This window comes from Streptomyces sp. NPDC030165 (assembly GCF_055573595.1).
The window spans coordinates 22319-48618 of sequence record NZ_JBVIBD010000035.1; the positions used below are offsets into that span (position 1 = coordinate 22319).

Genomic DNA, 26300 nt, shown 5'->3' on the forward strand with positions numbered 1-26300 from the left:
GAGATGCACAACAACCGGGAGCGGCCCGGGCCGGGGTCAGCGGGCGTAGGGGTCGGTGATGGTGTGCGGGCGCCGGGCGGTGGCCAGGACGTTTTCGGGGAAGCGGGGGCCGGCGACGTAGTGGCGGCCCTTGGTCTGGCCCACCGCGGTCAGCAGCCCTGCCTTGGTCAGGGCCTGCAGGTCCCGGGTGGCCTGCTGGGTGTTGATGGCCTCGGCCTTCTCGTACCGCGAGCGCCGCACCCGCCCGACCATCGCCACCTCGTGCAGCGCGGTGACCTGCCGCTCCGTCACCCCGAAGGTGTCGGCGGCCTCCAGCAGCTGCATCCAGCAGTCGTTGGAGCGATCCACGCGGCGCTGCACCCGCTGGGTCTGCTGGTGGTAGGCGAGCAGGTTGAACCGGATCCAGGGCCCGGTGTCGCGCTTCGGCGAGTAGATGGGGCCGCCGACCTCGCGCAGCACCTTGTAGTACTCCCAGGTGTTGCCCGGCATGCCCAGCCACTCCTCGATGGAGGAGAATTCGGGCGCCAGCACCCCGCCCCGGGCGATGACCAGCGTCTGCAGGGAGCGGGACATCCGGCCGTTGCCGTCCGACCAGGGGTGGATCTTGACCAGGTTCAGGTGCGCCATCGCCGCCCGCACCAGGACGTGGGCGTCCAGGTCGCCGTCGTTGAGCCAGTCCACCAGCTCGCCCATCAGCCCGGGCAGCAGGTCGGCGTCGGGGCCTTCGTAGTCGGTGGCCAGCTCGTCGCCGGGGGCGGTGATGCGGATCGCGGTGCGCCGCCACTGGCCCGCCAGCCGCAGCGGGTGGTGATGGCCCTGCAGCATCCAGTGCAAGGAATTGAGCAACTCCTTGCTGTAGCGGAAGTCGCGCGCGTCGTGCAGGGACTGGATGTAGGTCATCGCCTGCTGGTAGGCGAGCGTCTCGGCCTTGTTCTCCTCGCTGGCATCGACCGCATCGCGCTCGCCGTCCATCAGGTCGGCGACGTCCTTCGCGTCGACCTGGTAGCCCTCGATGGTGTTGGACGCGGCGATCGCGCTGGCCGTCAGCGCCTTGCGCAGATCCTGCGTCCACTTCGTCGGCACCTGCTGCACCGCGTGGCGCAGCTGCTCCTGCAAGGAATTGATCTCCTCCAGGACCCGGCAGTCCTCGGCACCGAGGTGAGGCGTCAGATACAACATAAGCTGAATGATACCTGACTCCTATCATTGCTCGGTAGGTGTTCGATGACGCGCCGATGCGGGCAAGGAGAGCGCGGGTGGACGGTGCTCCGTCGGCAGGCCCACGCCGGAGTGGGCAAAGGTGCCCACGGCCGCACCTCGCCAGTCCCCGCACCGCTCACCACATCCAGACCTCAGGGACCGGCGCTCTCCGTCCGGGGCCGAACAGCCGCTCGGTGAGGGATTGGCCGGCCCGGTCGGCGGCCTCCGCGGCGGGTAGGGACACGCAGCATGTCCGGGCAGCGGTGGGCGGCAGTCTCCGAGGTGGTGGTCACATGCCAGCCATCTCACCCAGCGCCCGATGAACGGGTCGGCCCTTAGATAGGCAACATCTGTTGTCTAGTACCGGGAGTATGCCCGGATCAGGATGCTGCAGAGTTACCCCGTGGCGGGTCCTAACGGCGGGTGCGTCATGCTGGTGGTTTCCTGTAGGGCGATCGTTGAGGAGAGGTATGTCTGACGGGCTTCAGTGGGTCGCGGAGCGTGGGGCTTTTGAGATGGGGTATTGGCTTGTTTTTGCCCGTGGCCTGTCGGTGGAAGAACTGGTGTCGCGTCTGGAGGGGGATGTTTCTGCGATGACGCCGATGTCATGGGATGACGCCGTCGAGCTGGAAATGGAATCAGAGGACGAAGATGAGCAAGTCATCCGCGTCGGTTCGTGTCGAGGGTGGGCTTTCGCCGTTGCCGAATACGGGCCTTTGAGCGAGCGCACTGACGAGCTTGTGCAGGCGGCCTCTGCGGGTACGGAGGTAGTTTCTGTCTCCCGCACTGTGAACGCCGACACGTGGTTCGTACACGCGAAGGACGGTGAGACTTTGTGTGAGTTCGAGCCAGGCCTGGAGCATGAGCGCACCGGGGCAGCTCCTGACGTCCTGGTGGAAGAGCTTAAGCAGGTTGGACTGCTGTTGCCCGACGGGACGTCTCCGCATGAGCAAGGTAATGATGTGGAGGGCAGCGAGCGTCGGGTGTTGCAGATGGCTGAGCAGGCGTTCGGTATCGGCCTGCCGCGTAATGAGGTTGAGCACGGCCAGCTTCTGGGGGCTCGGCTCTCCGGATGATCTGTGAACCGGAAGAGACAGGGGGCGGCCACCTTCCGGTGTCCGCCCCCTGCAGGTGATGCTCAGGGTCTTCCGTTAGGGGTGGACCTTGCAGACATCATCGGCGTCGCAACCTTCGAACCCAGGCGTGTGGACATAGAAGGCTTCCTGGTCGGCGACGCGCTTGCTGCGTGCGAACCGGCCGAGGCCGCCGCCAGCACTGGTGTTTTGCTTCTGCGGGACGCTGCCCCGCCCGCACACCGCCTTCTTCCAGTTGGGAAGAGGCCACCGGTCATCGTAGAGCAGCTCCCACGGACCGTTTTTGTTGGTCGTGTACAGCTGTACACATTCCTGGCCGGTCGCCACCTGTGTCCCGCCGCTTTCCTTGCTCGCCGCAAAGGGGTACTCGTCGCAGCTCGACGTCGGGGTGTCGGGATGCTTGAGGTATTTGGCAGCAGCCGACTTGCACATCTTCTGCCGGTTTTTCTCCTGGGCCTTTTCATCTGCGAGCCGGTGCAAGGGGTGCCCGCTGTCACCACCGGTAGGGACACGACCCGGGTGGGAGGGCAGCTTTTCCATCAGAACCCAGTACAGAGCTGCTGCGGCCGGGTACTTCTTTGTGTTGACCGGGTAGGTGGGGATGTATTCCGGGAATACGCATCCCGCCTTGCGCTTCGTGAACAGGTTGTCGCAGCGAACCCTTACCTTGCGCTCGTCCCAGTCTTCCGTTCGCTTCTTGCCGCCTACTGTCCAGTTGTCGGTCCAGGAAAGGTGGAGTTCGTCGGACTTCTGGGAGTTGGTCCACTTGTGCTTCACCGTGGCTTGAGCTGTGTGGAAGTCCCCCGGGGCCCAGGTGGGCGCGCCCTTCCACTGGGGCAGGCCGGTGTCACAGGCGGACTGGCAGTAGAACTGCTCGTTGAGGCTCACCGGCCCCACCACCGGGTCGTGGTGCATGGGCGTGACGGACAGCGTCTCGGTGAATTCCGAATTGGACAGGTCGAGCTGGATCTGCTGCTGGACGCGGAACGTGGCGGTGCCGCGTTCTCCCTTGTTGTTGACCCGTTCGAAGGCCGACTCCCGGTACATGCATGCCGAATCACGGGTAAGCACGATCGGTTTGCTGTCGCTGCCATAGGTGCACAGCGGCACGTCCGGCTGCGCGCTGCGGGCCATCCGCCTCTTTTGGGGCGAAGCTGCGCTGGGGGCGCTGCGCAGTACGGGGTGGGTCGGTGCCACGGCCAGAGGCTTGTCCGGAATGGCGTCGTAGTTGAGTTCCGGAGCGTTCTCGTCCGGGGCGGGCAGGGTGATGCGGGGCATGTCCGCGTAGTCGCCGGGGATGAAGGCCACGGCGTCGAAGGCGATGTCGTCGTCGCCGGTGCCGTCGGGGGTGATGGAGGAGAGCTGGACCTCGGGAGCCGGCCCGCCCTTGAACTGGTAGGCCCCGAGGCTTACCCAGCGGTTGCTGGTGCCCTTCTGGGAAATCGTGCTCTCGCGCCAGCCGTGCGCGGTCTTGATCTTGTAGGTTGCCTTTGTGGTTTGCGCGCCGTGATCGGGGATGTGGACCAGGACCTTGGCGGCCTTGTCGATCGGTTTGTCGAGCTTCCAGGTGCCGGTGGTCTTCAACCGCTGGCCCTTGGCGTCGTCCTTGCGGGTGTGGGCGAACCAGAAGTGGCCGCCGTAACCGGCGCCGAGCTGCTGGAAGTCGATTTTCGCCGAGTCGGTGGCGAAGTCGAGCTTGAAGGTACCGCTGTTCTTCTTCGGCTGTGCGCATCCCGGCCGCATGACCGGGGTGCCGTCGGGAACGTCGTCGACGATCAGTGCGTTGCCGGGCAGGCCCGAGGTGGTGCAGTTGGGCGGGTAGGCGGTGCCGTCCGCTTCCTCCTTGTAGGTGTCGTTGAAGCGCAGCAGTTCATTGCCGCACTGTCCCTTGTCACAGTTCTTCCAGGTGACCGGCTTGTTCCACCAGCACTTGAGGTCCTTGCGGTTGCAGGCGCCCAGGCCCGGTTCGTTCTTGTCGTCCGGGCCGATCTTGCTCGGGTCGCAGTCGTTGTCGGCCGTGCAGAACAGCCCCTCGGGCGGCTTGACGGTCGTACGGTCCCTGAAGTTCATCCACCATGCCTGGCGGAATCCGTGCACCATCTTGCCCGGGGACTCCAGGGCCTCCAGCGGACGGGCGGCCCAGCCCAGCACCTTCTCCTGGTAGGGCCAGTCCTGCGGGTGCGCGGCGTCCTTGTAGTTGTCGCCGCCGGTCGCGCTCTCCAGGAAGGGCCGGCGATTGGCCTTCCACAGCGGGTTGGCCGGGTTGTTGGTGAAGCCCACGCCCCACTTGCCGCCGTTCTTGCCCGCCTCGGACTTGGGGTAGTACCCCGAGTTGTAGGCCCACAGGGCGAAGAACCAGTTCTCCATGTACTTCGGATCGCCGTTGTTGACGGTCAGCCCGTCCTTGTGAGTCTGGTTCCACTTGTCGGCGAGGATGTTGACGCCCGCGGCGATGTTGGCCGTGTAGTCCAGCGCCGCGGCCTCCTGCTGCAGCTTGGTCTTCAGCTGCTCCTCCGGCTTCTCCTTGCCCTGGATGCGCATGCCGTCGGTGACCTGCGTGATGCCGTATCCGCAGTCGGCCTTGTCCCAGTGGATGGCCCACGGGTCGTTCTGCTGGCCGTTGGCCGCGTACTTGATGCCGTAGTAGTTGCCGACCAGCGGGTTGCCGGTGACGCCCGGCACCACGACCCGGGACGCCTGCCACATGTTGGACTCCTGCGCGGTGACGCCGAGCATCACCTGCGCCGGGATCCGGCCGCCGCCCTCCAGCTGCAGGAGCGGGAAGAGGGACTGCGGCTTGTAGGCGCCCATCCCGAGGTTCTTCCAGTTGGCCGGCCGGGAGATGTGCTTGTTCAGGTTGTTGGTGATGGCCTGGTCCACCGCCCACTCGATCTGCCGCGGCTTGGGCTGCAGGGCCTGCTTGCGCGGGTCGTTGCGGGGTACGGAGCAGTACCGGCCCGGCTCGGCCGTGTCATCGATGGAACTGGCCGTCCGCGCGTGGAAGGCCGCGGTACGGGCCGTGGCGGAGCCGGCCGGGGAGGTCAGCGCCGGGGATGGCTCGGCTCCCTGGGCCGGGTTGCCGACCGCCTGGTCCCCGGGCTCGACACGGAATTCGGCCTGCTTGCCGGTGTCCAGGACCTTCAGGTCCACGTCCGCGGAGCGAGGCGCGGGCGCCTTTGCCGGAGCGTTCCGGGAATCCTTGCCGTCCGACCACTCGGTACGGGTCACCAGCGCCTCGCCGCGGGTGGTGGCCCGGGCGTCCTTGGGAACGTCGGTACGGCGCGCGACCGCCCTGGGCAGCCGGTCGGCTTCCTGTGTCTCACCGGTGATGAAGACCTTGCCGGTGGCACTGCTGGACAGGTCCATGTTGTGCAGCGGGCCGCGGGCCAGCACGGCCGGCTTGGCCCGCCGGGCGTCGGCCCGGTCGATGTCACCTGCGGTGACGCGTCGGGCCTCGCCCTTGTCCTGGCCCCGGCTCCTGGTCACGGCGGCTGAGCGGGCGGCGGGAGCTGTGTAAGCCGCGGGGCTCGGGCCGGATGTGCCGGCGGGGCGGTCCAGGTAGGTCACGCCGCCGTCGGCGTCCGCTTTGAGCTGGAAGGGGATCCGGTCGGTGTGGGCGATGGTGCGGCGCCCGCCCGACTTGTCGATCTTCACCAGGCGGTTGGAGTCGGCCGCGACGAAGCCCTTGCCCACCGGTACGGCCGAGGTGATCTGACCCTTGAGTTCGACCGGGTCGCTCAGCTTGCCGGTGGCGGCGTCGACCTCGATCAGGCGGGTGGCGTTCTTGTCCTCGCCGCCGTCCTGGGTGAGCACCGCGGTCTCGCCGGTGCCGCAGCCGGGGCTGAAGTAGGCCAGCGACGCCTGCCGGTTCAGCTTGGTCACCGCGCCGGTCGCGAGGTCGACCACGGCGGTGAACGCGCCGCGGGCCATCAGTTCCGGCTTGTTGGTGAAGGTGCGCGGCGCGTAGGCGACCACGGCCCGCCTGCCGGAGCCGGTCACGCACGCGTTGCCGATCCACATGTCGGCGTCGAAGCCGGGCTCGCGCAGGGTTGCGGCGGTGCGCCACTGGTAGGCCTGGTTCTGGTCGGCGACCAGGACGTGGAAGCCTTCGGTGTCGCCGCTGGTGGTCCAGGCCCGGTCCTGGGACTTGTGCCAGTTCTTGCCCAGCACCGTGTCCCGGTCGGCGTTCTTGACCACCGAGGAACGCTGCGGCGCCGCGGTGTCCCGGGGCCGGTCGTCCGCCAGAGCGACGGTTTGCAGGAGGGAGGTGAACAGGGCGGCGGTGACCGCCGTGGCGACGGGGGCTCGCCATCTGCTGGTGAAGCGATGTCTCAAGAGATGTCCTTGGTTGACCGCGGCCAGGCCGCGGGCGTATCCGTACGAGGTGACCTGGGCGGGGCGGGGGCGGTCTCGGGCAGCGCAAGGACGCCGCACGGCGGTGGGGCCGGCACGGCCCGCGGCGCGTCGCGGCCGGGGCGGAGAGCAACAAAATGTGGGGGTTTCGTGAGAAGGGTCGGGTCCTGGGTCAGCGGCGAAGGGCTTCGGCCGGCGGGATGCGGGCGGCGCGCCAGGCGGGGTAGAGGCCGGCGAGCAGGCCGGTGGCAAGCCCCAGCGCGGGGGCGGTGGCCACGGCCAGCGGATCGATGACCGGGGTCCATTCGCGCAGGGCGGAGACCGTGACGACGGTGACCGTGCCCAGGGAGGTGCCGGCCAGGCCGCCGAGGAGCCCGAGCGCGGCCGACTCGGTGAGGAACTGGACGGTGATGTGGGCCCCCCGGGCCCCTAGTGCCCGGCGCAGGCCGATCTCGGAGGTGCGCTCCATGACGGCGACCAGCGTGGTGTTGGCGATGCCGACCGCGCCGATGACCAGGCAGACCGTGGCCAGCAAGAGGAACAGCTGGTTCAGGTCGCCGGTGACCGCCGATCGCAGGGCCCGCGGGTCTGGTGGCGGGACGGCCTTGAAGTACTCGGTGTGCTCTGGACGCAGGGCGGTGGGCGCCTCGTCGGCAACCTGTGCGGCGGCACCGAGCTGAGTGGAGATGAGCATGTGGGCGCGTTGATCATCGGGCGGCCCCCATACCTGTTCGGCGGTGGAGCGCGGGACGAGCACCGACATCAGCAGGTCCGGTTCCCGGTCGGCCGCGTCGATGATGCCGACCACGGTGAAGGCGGTGTTACCGATGAACACGGCCGGATGTGTGCGCAGCGTTGTGATGCCGAGCCGGGCGGCGGTTGTCGCACCGACCACGGCGACCCGCTGCCGGTGGCCGTCATGGTAGGTATCGAAGAGGCGGCCCTGAGCGATTTCGGCCCCGGCAGCGTGCAGGAAACCGGGGGATGCGGCCATCACACTGGTACGGGTATCCGCACTGGTGGCACCGGCCAGCGGCGAGGAGCGAACGGCCTGCTCGGCGCCGAGCCGTACCTTCCAGGAGACCCCTGCCGCCTCCACGCCGTTGAGCCGTTCGACGCGCCGGTCGGCGTCCTGGGGGAAGGCGAGAGGGACCGTGTCGGCATCGCGGCCACCGGTGTCGTTCACCGTTACTTCGGTCGCCGTCAGCTTGTTGAAGCGGGCATCGATCTGGGAGGCCGCCGTACCGGTCAGGCCAAGGACAGCGATGAATGTCCCGACGCCGAGGACGGTGCCCAGTGCGGTCAGGGCCGAGCGGGCCGGGCGCTGCAACACCCCGGCGAGCGCTTCGGTGACCAGGTCGCGCGGCGCCAGCCGGGACCGGCGCACTCTTTCACGGCGGTGGGGGCGGCGGCTCATGCATCTACCACAGTCTGTCGGTCGGTCAGGACTCCGTCGTGCAGGACGAGGGTGCGCTCGCCGCGGGCCGCAACCTGGGCATCGTGGGTGATGACGACGAGGGTCATGCCAGCGCGGTGGAGTTCGTCCAGGAGGTCCAGGACGGAGGCAGCGGTACCGGAGTCGAGGTTGCCGGTGGGCTCATCACACAGAAGCAGGGAGGGGCGGGTCACCAAGGCTCTGGCAATGGCCACCCGCTGCCGCTCGCCCCCCGACAGGCGGGTGGGCAGAGCGTCGACGCGGTGGCCGAGGCCGACCTGGTCCAGGGCGCGGCGCGCGCGTTCACGCCGGTCGCGGCGCGGAGCACGCTGGTAGACCAAAGCCAGTTCCACGTTTTCGGTCGCGCTGCGATGGGACAGCAGGTGGAAGGACTGAAAGACGAATCCGATGCGCGTTCCGCGCAGTGCGGCGCGTTCCGCGTCGGAGACCGCGCCGGTGTCGATACCGTCGAGGCGATAGCAACCGCTGCTGGGCACATCGAGAAGGCCGGCGATGTTGAGGAAGGTGGACTTGCCCGATCCCGAGGGACCGACCACAGTGACGTATTCGCCCGCCTCGATACGCACGTCGCAGGGGCGCAGCGCCTGTACCGGCGGCGGGCCCGGGTAGCTCAGCTCCACCGACTGGAACTCGATGACCGGCGGCGCAGAAGCGCGGGAAGAAGTGTTCATCCCAGCGACTGCTTCCTGGTACCGCCGCCGTCTGTTCCCACCACGACCCGGTCCCCGGCCGCCAAGCGCGCTGCGGCCTGGGGGATGATTTGTACGAAACCGTCGCCGGACATGCCGGTGCGCACCTCGACCCGGCGTTGTGCCCGGTCCGGTCCTTGCACGGTGACGGAGGTGCGTCCGTCCGCGCCGGCCGAAATGGCGGCGGACGGCACAGCCAGCACCTTGCCCTTGGACGTCGCAGCTTCGATCGTCAGCCGCACATCTTGCCCGGCGAACGTCTCCGGCAGTGCCCGGTCGGGTTTGACGGTGACGGCATAGCCTCCCTGGTCCGGGGCGCCGTCCTTCTTGGCCTCCGCGGGGGCGTCGGCCACCGATACCACCGAACCGGTGACCTGTTCTCCGGAGATCTCCGAGAAGATATCCACCTTCTGTCCTGCGTGGACGAGCCCCTTTTCGTGCGCGGCGACGAAACCGCGCACGCCCAGTTGCCCTGCCGACAGGGTCAGCAGCTTCTCCCCGGCTTCTTTGCCGACCACTGCGTTGACCGCATCGGTGCGCAGCGGCCCGGAGCTGAGAAAGACCACCTCTGCCGACGGCACCACCGGCCCTGAGGACGCCGTGCGGGGCGTGGCCGGTGCCTTCTCCCCCGTCTCCGTCCCGGACGGGTGGGCCCGCACCGATGCGGGGAGCGGGGCGTAGCCGCGCGATCGGTACAGGGCTGTCACGGCCTGTTCGGTGCCGGGGCCGAAGGTGCCCTTGCGGTCGGTCCCGGTTCCGTGTCCCAGCTCTGTCAGCGCCGTCTGGAGCTGTGCCACGTCGTCACCTTGGGATCCTCGCTGCAGGTCCCGGTACGAGGGCAGAGCGCCCCGGAGGACGATGAGCGGCCGGCCCGAGATCTCAAGCAGAACCTGTCCGAAGGACAAGGACGCGCCCTTCTTCGTGCGCACCTTGGTCACGACCGACCGGGCGATGCTCTTGTCCGACGGACCACCGGGCGAAACGGTGACGGTCTGAGCGGCTGTCACCGATCCGCGGGTGACCAGGGTGTCGGACAGGACCCGGTGTTCGACCGGTGCGGTCAGTACATCCTGCGGCGGGGCCGCCTTCTCGGCGGCTGCCTGGGCCGGGGACTTGATGAACACGGTGGCGCCCAGGCCTCCGGCCGCCAGACCGACCGTGCCGGCCAGCAGGCCCCCCAGCACGCGACGGCGCCGGACCATCCCCTGACGGGTCCCCGGCGCAGCGCGCCCCTTGCGTCGCCTGGCTTCACCGTCCTGTGAGACCAAGGTTTACTCCGTCGCGCAGATCCTGAGCCGCCTGAGCGATCACTGCTCCGTGCTTCCGGCAGCCTTCTTGGTCCCCAAGGCTCGTGGGCCGACTTGCGCAGTCCAGCTCGGTGTACTGGGCCGCGGCCTCACGTGCCGACGTCGCGACCTTGCGCAGGGTGCCGAACCCCTGCTTGCCCTTGACCTCGCGCAGCGCTGTCCCGGCGAGAGCAGAAACATCCTTGGCCATGGCCGCGCACGAGGGCGTGAACAGGTCCGTCTTCGCCGGACTGCAAGGCGACTTGCGGCCCTCCCCGTGGGTGTAGGCCAGCTTGTCGAGAGCAGGGGACAGGGCCTGCTGAATGCGCTCTGCCTCAGCCCCTGCCGAAGCGGTGGAGGGGGACGGAGAACTCGCCGAGGAAGCGCGTGGCGATGACGAGTCGGGGGAGGCCGCCGGCGCAGCAGGCGATGAGGTGTCACAGGAAACGAGGCAGGCCGCCAAGGCGGCCACGGTCCAGACGTAGCGTTTCATCGGGAATTCTCCAAGACCTTGGCTGCGGCGCCCAAGGACGCGCTCATGTGCTTCTTCTCTGCGACGAGTGCTTCCTCATGCTCAGAGATCATTTTTTCCTGGATCCTGGATTCCACGTCGTGCCAGGCGTCCAGGAGGTCAACATCCTTCTTGCACTCCACATCGGCGACTGCGGTAGCGATTTCTTTCTGGTCGGCTTTTTCCCCTGATGCTGAATCCGCGGCGTCCGGGGGCGACGCGTAGCGATACCCCTTTTTCTTCATGCACGAAGCCCACGCGCCGAAGAGGCTCTTCACGTCCGGATCCGAGAGGGACTTGACGTAGCTTTCCGTGTTGATCTGATTGGCCAGCGCATGCCCTGTGTCGGTTCCCAGTTTGCGCCTGGCCTCGCCCGAGCAGCCGCCTGCGGGAATGGGCGTACCGTTGACCTTGTCTCCTTTGCGTACACCGCTTGCGGGGTCGGCATCGCCGATGAAGACGCGATCCTCAGCCTCGCTCATTTCCTGCTCAGGAGCAGTGGAATTTCCCGAGGCTTTCGATGGCGCCGGCAAGTGATAGCCGCTGCTTTGGGCGGTCTGGAGGTCAGCTACTCCGTAACGGCGCTCCCTGTTGGCGGGGCTGCTGTGCTGCGCTCCCATGGCCTCGAAGTCAGGGCCGGTGTAGTCGAATCCGAAGCGCTTCATGCATTGCGCGATCAATACCTTGCTCGCCTGCAGCAGCTGCTTCTCTTGCGAGGTGTCAACCAGGTACTTCTCAATGGGCAAAGGGCGCACGGGAAGCGCTTTGCCTCCTCCGCTCGGCGCGGCGGCACCGCCTCCCTGATCTCCGCAGCCGGTGATGATGCTCAACGCAACCGCTGTGGCCAGTACGGCGCCCGCCGGTCGGCGGGCCGGATGCAGCCTGCCGACCGGGCGTCCGGCGGCCTGTCGATTCAGAACCGGAAGCATGCTTAGGAACGCGCCTGGGAAGCGTTGTTGTTGTAGGTGTTGTTCAGGTTGCCGTACCACTGCCGGGAGCCGGCGTAGCCGTAAGGGGGCCACGCGTCGAACGGCCCTGCATAGCCGCTGTTGACGTAAACGTTGTACCCCATGTAGGTGTCGTAATTGTAGACAGAGGCAACACTGTTCTTGACGTGACGCCCGCCGCCGTTGCCATTGTTGTTGAACTTGATGCCGGGATCCGCGAGCGGCGCCATGGCACTTCCGTAATTGAAGACATCCCCCTGGACACCCACATGCGCGCCCTTGTTGTTGGAGTTGTAGTAGAGGCACAGAGGTCCTGCTACACCCTTACTGCAGTTACGAAGGTTGGCCATGGCGTGGGCTGAACCACCAGTGGCAACCACAGCGGCGAAGGCGGTGAAAGCGGCCGCCGCCACGACGGAAGACTTGAAGCGCATAGCGCCCCCCTGAAGTGCGTGAGTCATAAACAAGAAGCATTTCCGTCGCCTTTCGGAAAGCTCGCACCACCCTATGAGGCGAGCTCCGATATAAGAGGAGCATAAAGGTACCCAAAGCGGACATAAGCGACGACGCCTTATGTGTTGGATGGATCACGGTTGTGCCGCCGCAGACATAAAACATCTACTTCGACAGGTTCGTCCGCGCGCCACTACCCCACAGGCCGTCGCCGGCAGCACCTACGCACCCGCCGCCGTCCCCGGCACCGCGCCGAACTCCACAACACCCCGGCCTCCCCGCGCCGCCCTCGTCCTGGCCGTCCTCCACCCGCTCACCCCCGCCGTGCTGCGCCGCTCCCCCGCCGTGAGGACTCTCCTTCGCCCGCGCGACCTGGTCGTTCCCAATAGGGCGGTTAGCGCCGTCGTGGGGTCGGCGTATACGCCGAGATCTGTTCCCGCAGCTCGGCGATGTCCATAGCCAGACGCTCGGCCGTTTCGGGAAGCCGGATGCCGGGGACTGCGGCCACCAGGCGGAGTGCATCCTCGTGCAGTGCGCACTCCAGAGGAGCGGCGTCGTGAAGGTGCGCCCGTGCCTGTGCTGCGGCGTCGCTGATGAGGGCGTGGATTTGCTCCGGCTCCGGTGCAGGTGCGGGAGGCGCCGATGTTACTGGGAGATCCGGCACCGGGTCGTCGGTCAGGTCGGGTGTGCAGGTGGGCAGCAGGGGTGGTTCGGAGCATTCCCGGTACCACGCCCACGCATGGTGAGCGGGGATGCGGGTCTTTCCGCCGGGCACCGTGCGGCCGAGGGTGACCGGCTGGTCCGTGCTGGTGGCGGGGTGGTGCTGCGGGCGGCACTCGGGGAGTCCGCGCAGTGTGGCGAAGTCGGCGGGGCGAGTGGCCAGGCGGGCAGTGACAGCGTGGCTGAGGGCGGCGGTGTGACGGCATGGTGCGGCTGCGCAATCACAGCTCAAGGCGATCTCGTCGACTGCGGGCTGGGTGGGTACGCCGCCGGTGTGGGCCGGGCTGCTCAGGCATTCGGGAAGGTTGCCGTTGCGGACGGCTTGGTGGTGGCCGCACTGGGGGGAAGCAGATTGCCAGGCGGTGATCTGGTCGTCGGTGAGGACCGGCATGGTGATCGTCGGGTGTGCTGGTGTGGCGGTGTGCCGGGTGGTGGCGCTGGCGGTTGCCCGGCCGGGTTCGAGCGTGAGGTGGGTGAGGCCGCCTGCGGACAGGTCGTTGTGGCCGGCGAGCCAGAGTGCTTCGTCGTTGACGGCGGCCCGCAGGGTGGTCTCCCACGTGCGGGCCCAAGCGTTGGGGGTCATGGCTGTGCTCCCAGGGCGATCAGGTCGATGATCTGGTCGTCGGTCAGTTCGGTGAGGGCGGAGTAGCCGTCGGCGAGCACGGCGTCGGCGAGGGCCCGCTTGTGGTTGAGGAGATCGTCGACGCGGTCCTCCAGGGTGTTCTCCGTGATGAGGGGGTGCACGGTGACGGTGCGTTGCTGGCCCAGGCGGTGGGCGCGGTCGATGGCCTGGTTCTCCTTGGCGGGGTTCCAGGGGCGGTCGAAGAGCACGACGTGGCTGGCCTGGGTGAGGGTGAGGCCGGTGCCGCCGGCTTTGACCGTCATCACCATGAGCTGGCCGGAGCGGAACTGGAAGGTGTCGATGACGCGCTGGCGTTCGCGTACGGAGGGGATGTCGCCGCTGTAATAGAGGGGGTCGTGGCCGTGGCTGCGCAGGTGCCGTACGAGGAGTTTGGCCATGGACCGGTACCGGGTGAAGATCAGCGTGGATTCGTCGGGAGCGGCCAAGGCGGGCAGCAGGTCGTCGAGGGCTCCGATCTTGCCGGACCGGGATGCCGCCTGTTCGGGGTCGTAGTCGTCCTCCAGGGGGTCTTTGAGGTATTGGGCGGGTGAGTTGCAGATCTGCTGCAGTTTGTTGAACAGCTCCAGCAGCAGGCCTTTGCGCTGCACCCCTTGACTGTCGCGGACCGCCCGGAACGTGTCGTCGGCCGTCTGCTGGTAGAGCTGGATCTGTTCCTCGCTGAGGCTGACGATGCGCGGCCGGATGTCCTTGGGCGGCAGCTCGGTCAGGATGCCCGGGTCGCCCTTGCGGCGGCGCAGCATGAACGCGCTCATGAGCCCGGACAGCCGCGTGGTTCGCTCGGTGTCGGCGAGGTTGTCCTCGATGGGGCGGGCGAACTGGTCACGGAAGACGCGCTGCGTTCCGAACAGGCCGGGGTTGAGCCAGTCCATAAGGGCCCATGCCTCGGTGAGGTTGTTCTCCAGTGGGGTGCCGGTCAGAGCCACTCGGACGGTGGTGCGGATGCGGCGCAGGGCGCGGGCGGTGGCGGTGCGGTGGTTCTTGACCATCTGGGCTTCGTCGGCGACGACCAGGTCGAAGGCCAGCAGGGCCAGCAGGTCGGCGTCGCGGCGGAGTGTCTCGTAGCTGGTGAGGACGATCGTGCGCGAGGTGGCGTCCTCGAGGGTGCGGTCGGCTCCCAGGTAGCGCAGGGTCGGCACGGTCGGGGCGAACCGGTGGACTTCCCGCTCCCAGTTGATGACGACGGAGGCCGGGCAGACGATCAGGGTCGGCCCGGTGGCGCCGGACGCCGATTCCCGGCGATGCAGGTGCAGCGCCAGGGCGGTCAGGGTCTTGCCCAGGCCCATGTCGTCGGCGAGCAGGGCGCCGAAGCCCGCGTCGGTGGTGTTCGCCAGCCAGGCCAGGCCCAGGTGCTGGTAGTCGCGCAGCGTTGCCTGCAGGGCTTGCGGCGCGGGGACGGGTGTCGTGCGGGAGCCGGTGCGCAGGAAGTTCACAAGGTCGGCGAGAGCGGCCGTCGGTTCGCAGGGGAAGGCCTGTCCGTCAACGTCGATGTGGCCGGTCAAGGACGCGCGGAGGGCCTGGTCCGCGGAGATCGGGCCGATGCGGCGGTCGGCGGCACGGCGGGCGGTGTCTTCCTCGACCATCACCCACTGGCCCCGGACCTTGGCCAGCGGCCGTGGCGCCTGGGCGAGGTCGTCCATCTCCTGATCCGAGAGGTCGGCGTTGCCGAGCGACATCTGCCACCGGCCGTCCAGCACGTCGTCGAGGGAGAACCGCGGCCGGGGCACCGCCGCAGCCGCGTCGGCCCGTCCCCCGACCACTGCGCGGGTGCGCAGCAGGTCGGTCCAGCGCTGGTGCCAGTGCACGCTCAGGCCGGCCCGCTCCAGTTGCTGCCGTGCGGTGCCCAGCAGCAGGACGGCCTCGCTGGCGAGCAGCGTGAAGCGATCGGGTAGCGGGCATTCGAGGAGTCTCCGGGCCGGCTCCCATACCTCGGCGATACGCCGCAGCCGTCGGCGGATGTGCCCCACCACTGCCGCGTCGTCGGCCACCTGCGTAACCGGGCCGAACAACTGCTGCTTGCGGCTTTCCGCGGTGGGCTGGGCGACCAGCAGTTCGGCCCACAGCAGTTCCGTGTCGTTGGGACTGCCCGCCTTCGGGGCCTTCACGGACAGCTTCAGGTCCACGGCCGGTGCTTCGGCGCGGTCGTCTTCGGCGCGATCGGCCCACTGGTGCAGTGCGCTGGTGCGCTGCTGCTGCGGGGTGGGGGCGGTGAACGGGGCGTTGCCCAGGGCGGTGGAGGTACCGGGACCGCGCAGCATCGCCTCGGCGACCGCATCGAGCCCGGCGCGGATCGCGATGCGCGGCGCCCACAGGAGGTAGGGCTTGGTGTCGGTGGCTGCCCCGCAGTGCGCGGGCGGCACCAGGGCCTGGCGCAGCTGCCGTGCGTACGTGCGCTCGTGTTCGTGGAGCGGGCCCAGGCGCCACACGTCGGCGCCGTTGCCGTCCAGCGTCGGATACACCCGGCCGTCGGCTACCACGGTCAGCCCCAGCTGGATCACCTGACGCCACAGCCGGACGGACGGGGTGATCTTGTCGCCGTCGGATGTCCGGGCCAGGACGTTGGCCAGCAGCCGCACGGGCACCTGCCAGCATTCCACCGGCTGGGGGCCGACCGCGAGTCCCTGGCCGGGCAGGACCAGGGCCGCCGTACAGCATCTGATCGGTCTGTGGCAGACGGCCTGTAGCGGAAGGCCGTCGGTCCGGTAGAGCAGGAAGCGGCCGGCGCCGTCCTGCAAGTCGATGGTGATGTCGGTGTCCTGCTGGAGCAGTTCGCGCAGCGTGTCCTCGGCGGCTTTCGCCTGCTCGCGGTCCGCGAGGGGCCCGGCCGGATTGCGGCGGGCCCCTAGGGTTCCTGATCTGGCTGCCGCGGCCGTCGGGTCAGGAGTGGATGGAGCGTTCTGGACGTCGCCCTGCGCCTTCACGGGAGTGGCCAGCAACTCGATCATGTCCTCGGCTGCGTGGCGCTGCGCTGCGCGCTTGGTGGGCCCCTGCCCTACGGCCTCCAGCCACTCCGCGTGCACCTTGCAGGTGATCCGTGCCACGAATCCCGTGGAGCGCTTGTCGGGGTCCTCGATGCCCAGCTTGCTGATCTTGCCGGTCTGTTTGAGCTCGTTCAGGAGCATCAGCGGGTTCTTGCCGCCGAGCTCCGGCACCGGGATGCGGCCGACGCGCAGACCGCGGCCGCCCTTCACGGCCCGCTGGACGGTGTCCAGCAGCTGACGCGCGGCCGACAACCTCGTGCTGGAGCGACCCAGGCCCCGCGCGGTGACGGTGAGCAGTTCACCGCGGTGCACGCAGGCGCCGACGCACACGAACAACGGCTCCCGACCTGTGATCCCGGGCGCGCTCTTGAAGACGAGCTCGCTGATCGCAGCGGCTTCGGCCAGCTCCTTCAGTTGTTCCTGCGGGTCCTTGTCCGGCGCGGGACCGTTGCCGGTCGCCGCGCGGGGCTCCGCGGCCTGGGTGGGCAGCGGCGCCTGTACCGGCAGGTCGGCCAGTTGGGCCAGCAGCCGGTGTGCAGCGGCTGCGCGCGCCTGCCGCTTGGTGTTGCGCCACGGCCCGAGCTCGCTGATCTGCTCGCCGTCGATAATGCAGGTAGCACGCACTCGGAAGAGCGGCGGATCGCTCTTGCGTACCTCTTCGGTGTAAGAAGGCGTCGGCCCGTGGCGCAGCGACTGGTGCAGGGTCAGCACAGCCACGGCGACACCGGGGGCGCCTGTCGCGGCCAGGGCCGCTTCGCGAGCGGACTGCCACGCTGCGGACCGGGCGGTGAACAGCACCGCGTGCAGGTCGCGCGGAATCAGCTCTCCTGCGTTGATCCGCATCACGATCTCGGCTACTTCGGCAGGCGCGACGTGAGGGCGTTCCAGGGCGGCTTGCAGGCGGGTCGGGAAGGAATCGTCCTTGGCCTGGGCCGGCGGCGCCGCCGAGGAGAACCGGCCGGCAGGCACCCACCCGGTGAGCGTGCTGTCCTGCTCGACCTGTTCGGCTCCGCAGAGGTGGCCGAGCAGGCTCGCGGCCGCGCACTGATGGGCCACCTTGCGGCTGGAGCGTGTCACCACCGCGCCGTGGGCACTTGAGCCGGGCTGCCGCAGCCCGGCTTGAGCGCTGAACAGCTCCGGGTTCGCGCTGGGCACCTCACGGATCTCGAAGGCCGCCGGGGCGGCGATGTCCTGGCAGTAGGTATGGAGTACGGAAGTGGCCAACTCAGGGCGTGCCGAGACCATCGCCCACGCACCGGAGACAGCCGCATGGGCAGTGGGCAGTGACGTCGGGACTCGCATCAGCAGCAGACGCAGGTCTTTGATACCGAGACGTCCGGACCCAGCGCGGGCGGCTGCCTCAGCAACAAGCTCTGGAGGCATTTGGCGGTTGAGCCACGCTGCTTCCAGGAGCCGGGAGAAGACATGCGGATCCACCGACCCCAGCGCGACACGGGAACCGGACGCGGGGTGGGAGACAGGGGCGGCGGGGTGCGGTGGTGCAGGAGCCATCTCAGCCTTCACGGAGAAACATCAAAAAGGGTGGTTACTGACGAACCGGCACCGCGTGCTCGGTGTCCAATGAGCAAGGTCTGCCGCGGTCCGCGAAAAAAGCCGTTGCCCCTGTGCCTCTCGTGCACCGCGGTCAACGAGGAGAAACAGCCCTCAGCCTCGGCGACCGCCCTGGTCCTGGTCCGGGAGTCGGCGATACGGGGGGTGACACCGGTCCGGAGGCGAAAGCACGGCGCGTCCCACACCGGTCCCTGGGGCTACCGGCGGTCGGGAAGGGGGTTGCAGACGTCGCAGGACCGCTCAGAGTCTGAGCCACTCGATCGTGTCGGACAGCTCCTGATGCTCCTGCGAGCCCTGGCTGGCGCTGACGCGCTTCTTATGGAAACCGACAGCCCGGCCGTTGCTATTGGTGCACTTCTCGCCGGGGATGGCGTCGCAGAAGCCGCAGTCCAGGTCCATCGGCAGCCGTTCGAGTCGGCTCTTGCAGTCCGCGAGTCGCTCAAGGCGGTGGTCCTCGCACGCGAAGACACCTTCGGGGGTCGCACAGGCGCCATGGTCGTCCACGGGGTACCCGCACAGCTCGTCGTCGCGCGGGTCACGGTGGTGGCACCGATCGCTTGCCGTACGGCGTGCGAAAGGGCAGCGCAGCCCGCGGGAGTAGCGCACCCAGCGGAAGTCTTCAAGCTCCTCATCCAGCGTCACGGTGCACCGGTTGGGGAAGGGATCCGGCCCATCGGCAGGCAGGGCCCATCGGTGCTCGACGCAGCGCTCGTTCGGCGCGCTGACGGGCGCCCCGCACGGGCCCCAGGCCGGGTAGTTGGAGCCTCGCGCCGTGCGCGACGACGCCCAGTGACATACCGGCCGAAGTACGGCAGCGAATTTGTCCCGCAGCTGACGGGCCGCCGGAGATGGCACGCTGTGCAGGAGCTGGAAGGCTTCCTCCACCTCTTGGGCGGAGATCTCAATGCGCCGAGGCGCTCCGTTACGCCTGCGCGCGATCACGCGTGCCGGTTTGGGCGGAGTGCGGGTGGTCCTCACCATGGAGGCGATTTGTACCGCAACGCGGTGGTGTCGGCATGGCGTACACGCCGACACCACCCACGCTGCAAAGAATCAGCGCCTGAGCGCTGCACGCGTATCGTAGCCGCAATTCCTCTCAAAAAGGTGGAAGCCGGGCACGCCCGGTGGGCGAGTCGACTGCCGAGCGTGCCGGTTTCGCTGGCGTCCGATAGTGCGAAAGGTCCTGTAGTGATCCCGGAATACTGCCCGTTCCACCAGGTCGAGGACGCCTGCGGACCCATGGTGCGGCTGCTGGAACAGGCCGGCCTGCTCGCCCTGACGCCGAACGCTCCGGCCCATCCGGGCCAGCAGGAAACCGCCGGTGATGACTCCGCCTTCGGCGTACCGATGTCGGAGGTCTCGTTGCGGCGGATCGTCGCGCGGATCAACACCTGGGGGCGGAGCTCCGTCGACCCCACTATTCCCCGCCTGGATGTTGTTCCAGGAGATGTACGCTCGGTCCGTTACGCGTTGCAGGCCCTATATGAGACAGTCCAGGAGAAGGCCGGAGTCGACCAGCGGTGGTGGCGGGTGAAGGACCGGCTGGCTCAGGCGCGTGCCGTGCTCGTCCGCGATGCGCTGGCCGATGCCGAGGACGACCGGCTGTCCGCGTATCTGGCGGCCTTGCACGTCGACCGCGCCTACACCGTCTGGGAGACGGAGATCAAGACAGGTCTCGGCTCCTGACCCAGCTGGCACTTCGCTCCCGGACGTTTTCGAACCGGTCCTGAGCCCCGAGGCCGGCGGCCGCCAGATGGCGCATAAAGCGTGCCCCTGACCTGCAGCACGCGTTGGACGCGGCGTGCCGAACACTGCATCCAGCCCTAGCGAAGCCAACTCTGCCCCGGCCAGCGAACCGCCAGCGCTGCCGTTCGTCTTGACCTCACCGCAAGGAGAAGCGGCACGGACGTTGCTGAGCTACACGGCCTCCTTGCCTCTGCCCGGCCCCGACGCTCAGTTGACCGCTGTGGTGGTGGCCATCCGCGCCGCACGGGGCGGCGTCTGCAACCTCACCGGAGACGACCTGTCCGCCCTACGGCTGAGTGATCCGCAGGTCGCGATTGACGCCCTGCGCAGCCTCGGCTGGCAGATGCCGGACGCGCTCTTCGACGGTGATCCGTCAACACCCGTTCAAATCACTGTTCCCGCCCTGGCCCGGGAGAATGACCACCCTCTGTCCTTCGGAAAACAGACACGCTCACGGGTCTCCGGATGGACCACACGGGCCTTGTCCGCCAAACCGGTCAAGAAACTCCCACCCGCCGCACGGCTGGCCAGCCTGTTCCTCGCAGCCCACAGCACGTCCACGCGCCTGGGACGGATCCCGCCGGACCTTCCCGCGGCCTGCCGGGCCGCCCTGCCAGAGCTTCTGCACAAGGGGTTCCTGACCGAGCTGTCCGAAGACCAATGCCTTCTCGATCCCTCGGTTCGGCACCTGTCGGGACAGCGCCGCCCCACCGACGAGGAACGGTCCACAACTCCCGAAGCCACGTTCGATGCCGCTGCATGGGACCAGTGGAAGAGCAGGGCCACCCCTGCACTGCGACGCCACGTGGAGGCCGTCGAGCACTGCGACGTGTGCGCCCTTCCGGTGGAGCGAGTCGCAGAGGCCTTCACGGGCTCCAACCCCTCCCACTTCTTCCCCAAGGGCGTCAAGCTTGCCTACGGCGAGTGGAAAGACGCCCATCCCGATCGCGGTGCACAGGCCGCCGCATTCACCGTGGCCTTTCGGGCCGAGCACGGACACGGCCCCTCGTACGCCCAGTTGTGCGCGGGCCTGGGCTGGGGGCTGAAGGGCCCGCTGCGTGGCTTCGTTGTGAAGCGTCTGCTGGCGAATGAGTGGCTGACGGACACCGGCACGGTGCCGTGGACTCTGCGCCCGGGCAAGGCTGCCCAGGCCCAAGGCATCGCCCTGCCCGCGCCACGAACCCCGGCGTCCGTCATCCCGTCCCAGGCGAGTCTCCTGTAGGAGACCGCTGCCCGGACCCGGGCGGCATCGGCTGCCGTCCCAAAGGCATCGCCCTGAGGTTTTGCGGTGCAGCGACGGAAGCCTGCTCCCGCCTCGGTGCCACCGCGCGCGAGGCCCGCGCCACCTTCACGCGAGAGGGTGCACCGCCGGACACACCGCCGTGGCGGCAAGCAGCTGATGAGCCCGGCACGTGGTGGAGTCGATGTTCACCGCCCACTCCTGCTCCAGCTCACGGGCCAGGACACCGTCGGGATCGCGGGCATCGGCCTCGATCTGCAGCTCGGCCAGGATCCGCTGTCAGGTGCCGTCCGCCGACCAGCGGCGATGCCGTTCGCACACGGTCTGCCAGGGCCGTACCGCTCCGGCGGATCCGGCCAGGGCACTCCGGTGCGGGCTCGGAACAACACCCCGTTCACCACGGTCCGCCGCCCGACAAGAGCCATCAGAGACGGCCTAGCCCTCTGGGTAGAAGAGGAACAGCGTGCAGCCGGTGGCGGTCGAGGGTACGTGCCACGACCCGGCCGGGGCGTGCAGGAATGTGCCGGCTGGGTAGTCGCGTGCTCCGTCGTTGAAGATGCCAGCGACCACGTAGACCTCCTCCGGGCCCGGCTCGTGGACATCGCGGTGCGGCCAGGAGGTACCCGCCTCCATCTCCAGCACGTTGGCGTGTGCGCCGGCCGGCCCCCGCCACAAGGGGCGCAGCCGGATCCCGGGGAAGAGCTCACGGGCCGGGGATTCGTCGACAGAGACGGAGGTGTAACCCTCCTGCGCGAGGATTTCAGGGTGCATGTCTGCAACAGTGCCGTGCGCGGGCCGGGGCAGACAGAGACTGTGATGACGCCATGGGGTACTTTCCTGCCATGCATCGCGTGGTGGCTCTGGTACGGCCGGTGCAGTCGGTCTTCGAGCTCGGCTGCGCCGTCGAGGTCTTCGGCACGAAGCGGCCGGGGGTGCCGCAGTACTACGCATTCGAAACGTGCGCGGAGACGCCCGGTCCCGTGCCGACCACGGGCGGGTACGCGATGACCGTGTCGCAGGGCCTCTCGGTGCTGGAGACCGCGGACACCGTGATCGTCCCGGGCTGGCTTCCGGTGGAGGAGCCGCTCTCCGACCCGGTGTGCCGGGCACTGCTGCGGGCGCATGCGCGTGGGGCCCGGCTGGTCACGATCTGCTCTGGGGTGTTCGCACTGGCCCGCACCGGACTACTGGACGGCCGCTCGGCCACCACGCACTGGGCGCATGCCGAGCAACTGCGGCGTGAATTCCCCCGGGTGCGCGTGGAACCGGACAGGCTCTACGTGGATCACGGTGACATCGCCACCAGCGCCGGCGCGGGCGCCGGGTTCGACCTGTGCCTGCACCTCGTCCGGAAGGATCACGGGGCCGCGTACGCCGCTGTGCTCAAGCGGCACATGGTGCTGCCGCCACACCGCGAGGCCGGCCGAGCGCCGTACGCGCCGCCCCCACCGCCCGGGAACGCGTTCGACGGCCTGCTCAAGTGGGTCGACGAGCGCCTCGGCACACCGCTGTCGGTAGCCGACCTGGCCGCCTACCTCGGTGTCTCGTCCCGCACCCTGGCCCGGCGCTTCGCCGACCAGCTCGACACGAGCCCGGGTGCGTGGTTGCTCTCCCGCCGGGTGGCCGCGGCACGGGCCCTGCTGGAGGAGACGGAACTGCCGGTCGAGGCGATCGCAGCCCGCGTCGGCCTCTCCTCCGCGGTCAACCTGCGCCGCCGCTTCCGCTCCGCAACGGGCACGACCCCGGGCGCCTACCGGCAAGCGTCCCGGGTCCCGTGATCCGCCGGACTGCCCGCGCGATCCATGCGCCCGACGGTGACGAGCAGGACACCGCCGAGCGCACCTTCCCGTGAGCCTGCCGCCACCTGGTCACCGCGAGTCGTCTGCGCTGGTGTCCGCCCGGTACTCGTGAGGTCGTCCCCCGCGCCATTCCACCCACCCGGGGTCATCGAGGATCGCAGCGCCTTCCGGCAGCCCGGCGCGCCGCAGGAATTCCTCGACATCGGCGTCCGAGTGCGCGATGCCCAGGTCGCGGTCGACGCCGGAGGTACGGACGGAGACGCGGCGGCCGCCGGAGTCCGCCGGCCGGTGCACGGTGATCGGTGCGGCCATGCCTCCACCCTGAGCCCGCACGCCTGCGGCCGCACGCCGACGAGCACGGCACCAAGTTCTTAAGCGCCACCCCACCACGGTCAGTATCAGGGGCCGCACGAAGTCCAGCAGTACGTCCACCCACCAGTTGTCCATGGTTACTTCGATCTTGAAGGGGGCGTTGTCCGCCCCGAAGGAAGGGCTTGAGGAAGGAGCAGGCCCGGTGCGTGTTCACCAAGCGGGGGTACGCGACGGCCTGGCCGGGAGACGCTGTTGCGGCCGTACGCCGCGACAGGGCGTGCTGTGCGGGCTGACGAGATAGCTGACCTGCGTCAACGCGTATGGCGGTGCTCCGACGGAAGCCGCGACGAGACCGCGATGCGCCGCGGTGAACGCGGTACGGCCGCGACGCCGTCGCGGGTAGGGGGCGTCCGTCGCACCTTCGTCGAGGCCCCGTCGCACCCCGCATCGCGGCACCCCGCCCTCGCGCAGAGCGAGATGCCTGTTGACCGTCTCCACCGGCGCCTCGCGTACTGGTGCGTCCGGTGCGCCGCCGGGCGGAGGACAGTGCCCGAGCCGGGCGGTGTCCGCTTCGAAGGTCACCCTGCTCTTCTCTTACCGCCGCATGGTGTGGTTGGGACTACAGGGAGGAAGTCAGACCGGGCAGTGGAGGCGATGACGCTGGCAGGGGTGTACCGATGCGGAACGACGGCTGCTGCGGCTGGCTACCCGGTACGGGACGCCGGGGTGCCGTACGGCAGCGGCAGTGTGACGTCGACAACGCGGCCGCGTTGTCCAGGGCGCCGGCTCTCCCCCACAGCCGGACCAGGACGGCGGCCCGGTTTCGCGCCGATGCCGGGCCGCCGCCGTAGCGGCCGCCCGTTGGGGCGTCCTCCCAGACCACGTCGCCCCAGGTCTCGCATCCCCGCAGGTCAGGTTCTGCACCGTTGTTTTTCCACGTGTGCTGCTGGGCCTGGCCCCACCAAGAACCCCGCCCCCTGCACAACGCGCACCCACCACATCGCCTTGACAGTATTATCTAGTCATGGTGACATCCTGGCATGTTGTATGGGACTCCGGTACTGGATGCCGAGGATCACCGCGTTCTCGCGGAGATCGAGGAGATGCGCCAGAAGCTGCGGCATGTGCTGCGCACCCAGCCCCGCTGGTCGGGGCAGCTGCGGCGGAACCTGACCGCGCGGGCGATCGCCGGGTCGAACACCATCGAGGGCTACGCCGCGACGGTGGACGATGTCGAGGCGCTGATGACGGGCGAGGAGCCGCTGGAGACCGCCGACCGTACCCGGGTCGAGCTGGAGGGCTACCAGCGGACGATGACCTACATCCAGGCCCTGGCCGACGCCGGTGACGACTTCCGCTACGACGCGGGCCTGATCAACGGCCTGCACTTCATGCTGCAGGGCCACCACCTGGACAAGCGGCCGGGCCGCTGGCGGGACGGGCCCGTCTTCGTCACCAGCCCCGACGACCCGATGGTGCCCGCCTACACCGCCCCCGCCTGCACGGAGGTGCCGGCCCTGATGGCGGAGCTGATCGACTGGCTCAACACCGGGGACCTGGACGCACCGGTGCACGTACGGGCCTCGATGGCCCACCTGAACCTGGTCAACATCCACCCGTGGAAGGACGGCAACGGACGCATGTCCCGCGCCTTGTCCACATTGGTGTTCGCCCGCGAGGCCGACAGCCTGCTGCCGCCGGAGTTCTCCTCCATCGAGGAGTGGCTCGGCCGCGGGCAGAACACCTACGGCTACTACCGCGTCCTGCAGCAGGTCGGCGGCCCCGCCTGGGAGCCACGGCGCGATACCCACCCGTGGATCCGCTTCTGCCTCGAAGCCCATCACCGCCAGGCCCAGCAGGCCCAGCGCCGCACCGACCTGCTCTCGCGCGCCTGGGTCTATCTCGGCGAGGCCGCCGAGGAGTCCGGGCTGGACGAACGCGTGGTCTACGCGCTGCTGCCCGCCTTCTGGGGCTCGAAGGTGCGCCGCACGGTCTACCAGCAGGACGCCGAACTCTCCGACCAGCAGGCCATCCGCGACATCCGCGAACTGGTCCGCCTGGGCTGGCTGGTGCCGCACGGCAAGGCCCGGGCCCGCTTCTACGCTCCCGGCCCCCGGATGGACAGCGCCCAGCAGGAGGTCCGCCAGTCCGTGGCCCCCTACGCCGACCCCTACGGCGCCCGGGACTGACCGCGGCGGGCCGTCCAACTCGCCGCGCGACCCGTCGGCACTCCCGCCGACGGGGCAGGACGCATCTTGTACGACGTGCTCAGAAAGGTGTAAGGCCCGGTGAAAGACGCCGACGTGGCGCCGGTCGTGCTGGCAAACCAGGAGCACCAGGACATCCTGGAGACGCTGATCCTGCCGGTGTGGACGAAGGACGCCGTCGTACAGGAGCGGCCGGTGGCGGTGTTCGTGGCCGGCCCCCGGGCGCGGGCAAGACAGCCCTCGCCGACCTGCTCCAGGAGGTGCTGGCGCGGCGCGGCGGCGCGGTGCGCATCGGCTTTGGGCTCGCTTTCAGCCGCGCCAAGCTCGAGCTGGCCCTCGCCTTCCACCACGTCGTCCGCGACAACCACACGGCGCTCGCCGACAGCATCGGCCGACTGCGGGAGCTGACCCGCGCGGACTACTACGCCTACTACGTCGACATCGCCCACTTCATGGCTGGCCTCCCGCTCCCCGCCGAGGAGACCCGGTCGCGGCCGCGATGGCTCGAGGGCAGCGACCGCTGGCGCGCTTTGGTCACCACACGGCGCGCACACCGGCGCTGAAATCCGCAGCCCGGACTGCCCAAAGGGTTACTGCTCCTCCTGGAGCCAGCTTTCCAGCGTGGCCAGGGTCCGCTCGTCGTCGGCCCGTTCCTCGGCACTGAGGCCGGGGTCGGCCAGCTTGACACGCAGCTTCTCCACCGCCGACCTGATCACCGGCCCTTGACCCGGTGCTTCAGGCCGCGGAGAAACAGGGGCATCGGCGTGGCGACGCTGCGCGAACTGCTCCCGGGTGATCAAGCCCTCGCGTAGAGCTTGTTCCCACCCGGCTTCGGCGTGGTCCTCGTGCGGGTCCTGTTCCTGGAAGGTGCTCTCCCAAGCGTCCGGATCATCGACCGGCTCGGGATCAGCCCAAGGGTCGGGCTCGTAGGACAGGCCGTAATCCGGGCTATCCGGCCCGTACGGAGATTCGTGAGGGCGATAGGTCATGGCGGTACTCCCTGCCAACGCCGGCTCGCGGGGCGTACTCCCCCGCCGTGAAGGTCTGCTTGCGTGTGTTTGGCCGGGACAGCAGCGAGGCCGGCAGGCAGCATC

20 protein-coding genes and 1 pseudogene are annotated in these 26300 nt (G+C 68.8%); 6 read left to right on the top strand and 15 right to left on the bottom strand.

Annotated features, from left to right (window positions below):
- Positions 1 to 36: 36 nt before the first annotated feature.
- The gene (locus ACZ4Z1_RS38720; protein WP_468491385.1) at positions 37 to 1179 is read right to left on the bottom strand and encodes a Fic family protein; all 1143 of its coding nucleotides are present in this window, start codon (positions 1177 to 1179) and stop codon (positions 37 to 39) included.
- Between the two features lie 491 nt (positions 1180 to 1670).
- Here ACZ4Z1_RS38720 and ACZ4Z1_RS38725 point away from each other — a divergent pair, with 491 nt between their 5' ends.
- Positions 1671 to 2276 carry a DUF6461 domain-containing protein gene (locus tag ACZ4Z1_RS38725; RefSeq protein ID WP_468491386.1) on the top strand — a complete coding sequence of 202 codons (606 nt, stop codon included), beginning with the start codon at positions 1671 to 1673 and terminating at the stop codon, positions 2274 to 2276.
- A 75-nt stretch (positions 2277 to 2351) separates the two neighbouring features.
- On the opposite strand, the gene ACZ4Z1_RS38730 is transcribed toward ACZ4Z1_RS38725, so the two are convergent.
- From ACZ4Z1_RS38730 to ACZ4Z1_RS38775, 10 genes are all read right to left on the bottom strand, one after another.
- The gene (locus ACZ4Z1_RS38730; protein ID WP_468491387.1) at positions 2352 to 6629 is read right to left on the bottom strand and encodes a golvesin C-terminal-like domain-containing protein; all 4278 of its coding nucleotides are present in this window, start codon (positions 6627 to 6629) and stop codon (positions 2352 to 2354) included.
- A 190-nt stretch (positions 6630 to 6819) separates the two neighbouring features.
- A complete protein-coding gene (locus tag ACZ4Z1_RS38735; RefSeq protein ID WP_468491388.1) occupies positions 6820 to 8064 on the bottom strand; it encodes an ABC transporter permease in 1245 nt (414 codons plus the stop codon).
- Positions 8061 to 8774 carry an ABC transporter ATP-binding protein gene (locus ACZ4Z1_RS38740; RefSeq protein ID WP_468491389.1) on the bottom strand — a complete coding sequence of 238 codons (714 nt, stop codon included), beginning with the start codon at positions 8772 to 8774 and terminating at the stop codon, positions 8061 to 8063. The genes ACZ4Z1_RS38735 and ACZ4Z1_RS38740 overlap by 4 nt, the downstream gene beginning before the upstream one ends.
- Positions 8771 to 9994, bottom strand: a complete 1224-nt coding sequence (locus tag ACZ4Z1_RS38745) for a peptidoglycan-binding protein (RefSeq protein WP_468491390.1) — start codon at positions 9992 to 9994, stop codon at positions 8771 to 8773. The genes ACZ4Z1_RS38740 and ACZ4Z1_RS38745 overlap by 4 nt, the downstream gene beginning before the upstream one ends.
- A gap of 46 nt (positions 9995 to 10040) precedes the next feature.
- Complete coding sequence (locus tag ACZ4Z1_RS38750) at positions 10041 to 10571, bottom strand: hypothetical protein (RefSeq protein WP_468491391.1); 531 nt, start codon at positions 10569 to 10571, stop codon at positions 10041 to 10043.
- Positions 10568 to 11419 carry a hypothetical protein gene (locus ACZ4Z1_RS38755; protein WP_468491392.1) on the bottom strand — a complete coding sequence of 284 codons (852 nt, stop codon included), beginning with the start codon at positions 11417 to 11419 and terminating at the stop codon, positions 10568 to 10570. The genes ACZ4Z1_RS38750 and ACZ4Z1_RS38755 overlap by 4 nt, the downstream gene beginning before the upstream one ends.
- Before the next feature lie 101 nt (positions 11420 to 11520).
- Complete coding sequence (locus tag ACZ4Z1_RS38760; protein ID WP_468491393.1) at positions 11521 to 11970, bottom strand: hypothetical protein; 450 nt, start codon at positions 11968 to 11970, stop codon at positions 11521 to 11523.
- A 413-nt stretch (positions 11971 to 12383) separates the two neighbouring features.
- Positions 12384 to 13292 carry a hypothetical protein gene (locus tag ACZ4Z1_RS38765; protein ID WP_468491394.1) on the bottom strand — a complete coding sequence of 303 codons (909 nt, stop codon included), beginning with the start codon at positions 13290 to 13292 and terminating at the stop codon, positions 12384 to 12386.
- The gene (locus tag ACZ4Z1_RS38770; RefSeq protein WP_468491395.1) at positions 13289 to 17554 is read right to left on the bottom strand and encodes an SNF2-related protein; all 4266 of its coding nucleotides are present in this window, start codon (positions 17552 to 17554) and stop codon (positions 13289 to 13291) included. Before ACZ4Z1_RS38770 ends, ACZ4Z1_RS38765 begins: the two co-directional genes overlap by 4 nt.
- Positions 17555 to 18142: 588 nt before the next feature.
- On the bottom strand, positions 18143 to 18883 hold the full coding sequence (locus ACZ4Z1_RS38775; RefSeq protein ID WP_468491396.1) for a hypothetical protein: 741 nt from the start codon (positions 18881 to 18883) through the stop codon (positions 18143 to 18145).
- A 207-nt stretch (positions 18884 to 19090) separates the two neighbouring features.
- Here ACZ4Z1_RS38775 and ACZ4Z1_RS38780 point away from each other — a divergent pair, with 207 nt between their 5' ends.
- Both ACZ4Z1_RS38780 and ACZ4Z1_RS38785 read left to right on the top strand, forming a co-directional pair.
- Positions 19091 to 19588: a hypothetical protein gene (locus tag ACZ4Z1_RS38780; protein WP_468491397.1), complete on the top strand. Its 498-nt coding sequence runs from the start codon at positions 19091 to 19093 to the stop codon at positions 19586 to 19588.
- 223 nt (positions 19589 to 19811) lie between these two features.
- Positions 19812 to 20870 carry a hypothetical protein gene (locus tag ACZ4Z1_RS38785; protein WP_468491398.1) on the top strand — a complete coding sequence of 353 codons (1059 nt, stop codon included), beginning with the start codon at positions 19812 to 19814 and terminating at the stop codon, positions 20868 to 20870.
- Positions 20871 to 21044: 174 nt separating this feature from the next.
- Here ACZ4Z1_RS38785 and ACZ4Z1_RS38790 read toward each other — a convergent pair.
- Positions 21045 to 21313, bottom strand: a pseudogene (locus ACZ4Z1_RS38790) (transposase); the annotation flags it as partial.
- A 10-nt stretch (positions 21314 to 21323) separates the two neighbouring features.
- Entirely contained in the window at positions 21324 to 21659 is a 336-nt protein-coding gene (locus tag ACZ4Z1_RS38795) for a cupin domain-containing protein (protein ID WP_468491399.1), read from the bottom strand.
- Positions 21660 to 21730: 71 nt separating this feature from the next.
- Between ACZ4Z1_RS38795 and ACZ4Z1_RS38800 the strand changes: the two genes are divergently transcribed.
- Entirely contained in the window at positions 21731 to 22666 is a 936-nt protein-coding gene (locus ACZ4Z1_RS38800) for a GlxA family transcriptional regulator (RefSeq protein WP_468491400.1), read from the top strand.
- A gap of 90 nt (positions 22667 to 22756) precedes the next feature.
- Here the strand turns inward: ACZ4Z1_RS38800 and ACZ4Z1_RS38805 are convergent, their stop codons facing one another.
- Positions 22757 to 22999: a hypothetical protein gene (locus tag ACZ4Z1_RS38805; protein WP_468491401.1), complete on the bottom strand. Its 243-nt coding sequence runs from the start codon at positions 22997 to 22999 to the stop codon at positions 22757 to 22759.
- Between the two features lie 1040 nt (positions 23000 to 24039).
- Between ACZ4Z1_RS38805 and ACZ4Z1_RS38810 the strand changes: the two genes are divergently transcribed.
- Both ACZ4Z1_RS38810 and ACZ4Z1_RS38815 read left to right on the top strand, forming a co-directional pair.
- Positions 24040 to 25188 carry a Fic family protein gene (locus ACZ4Z1_RS38810; protein ID WP_468491402.1) on the top strand — a complete coding sequence of 383 codons (1149 nt, stop codon included), beginning with the start codon at positions 24040 to 24042 and terminating at the stop codon, positions 25186 to 25188.
- A 179-nt stretch (positions 25189 to 25367) separates the two neighbouring features.
- The gene (locus tag ACZ4Z1_RS38815; protein ID WP_468491403.1) at positions 25368 to 25769 is read left to right on the top strand and encodes a hypothetical protein; all 402 of its coding nucleotides are present in this window, start codon (positions 25368 to 25370) and stop codon (positions 25767 to 25769) included.
- Between the two features lie 27 nt (positions 25770 to 25796).
- Here the strand turns inward: ACZ4Z1_RS38815 and ACZ4Z1_RS38820 are convergent, their stop codons facing one another.
- Positions 25797 to 26195 (bottom strand): hypothetical protein, encoded by a 399-nt coding sequence (locus tag ACZ4Z1_RS38820; RefSeq protein WP_468491404.1) that lies wholly within the window; start codon positions 26193 to 26195, stop codon positions 25797 to 25799.
- Between the last annotated feature and the right edge of the window lie 105 nt (positions 26196 to 26300).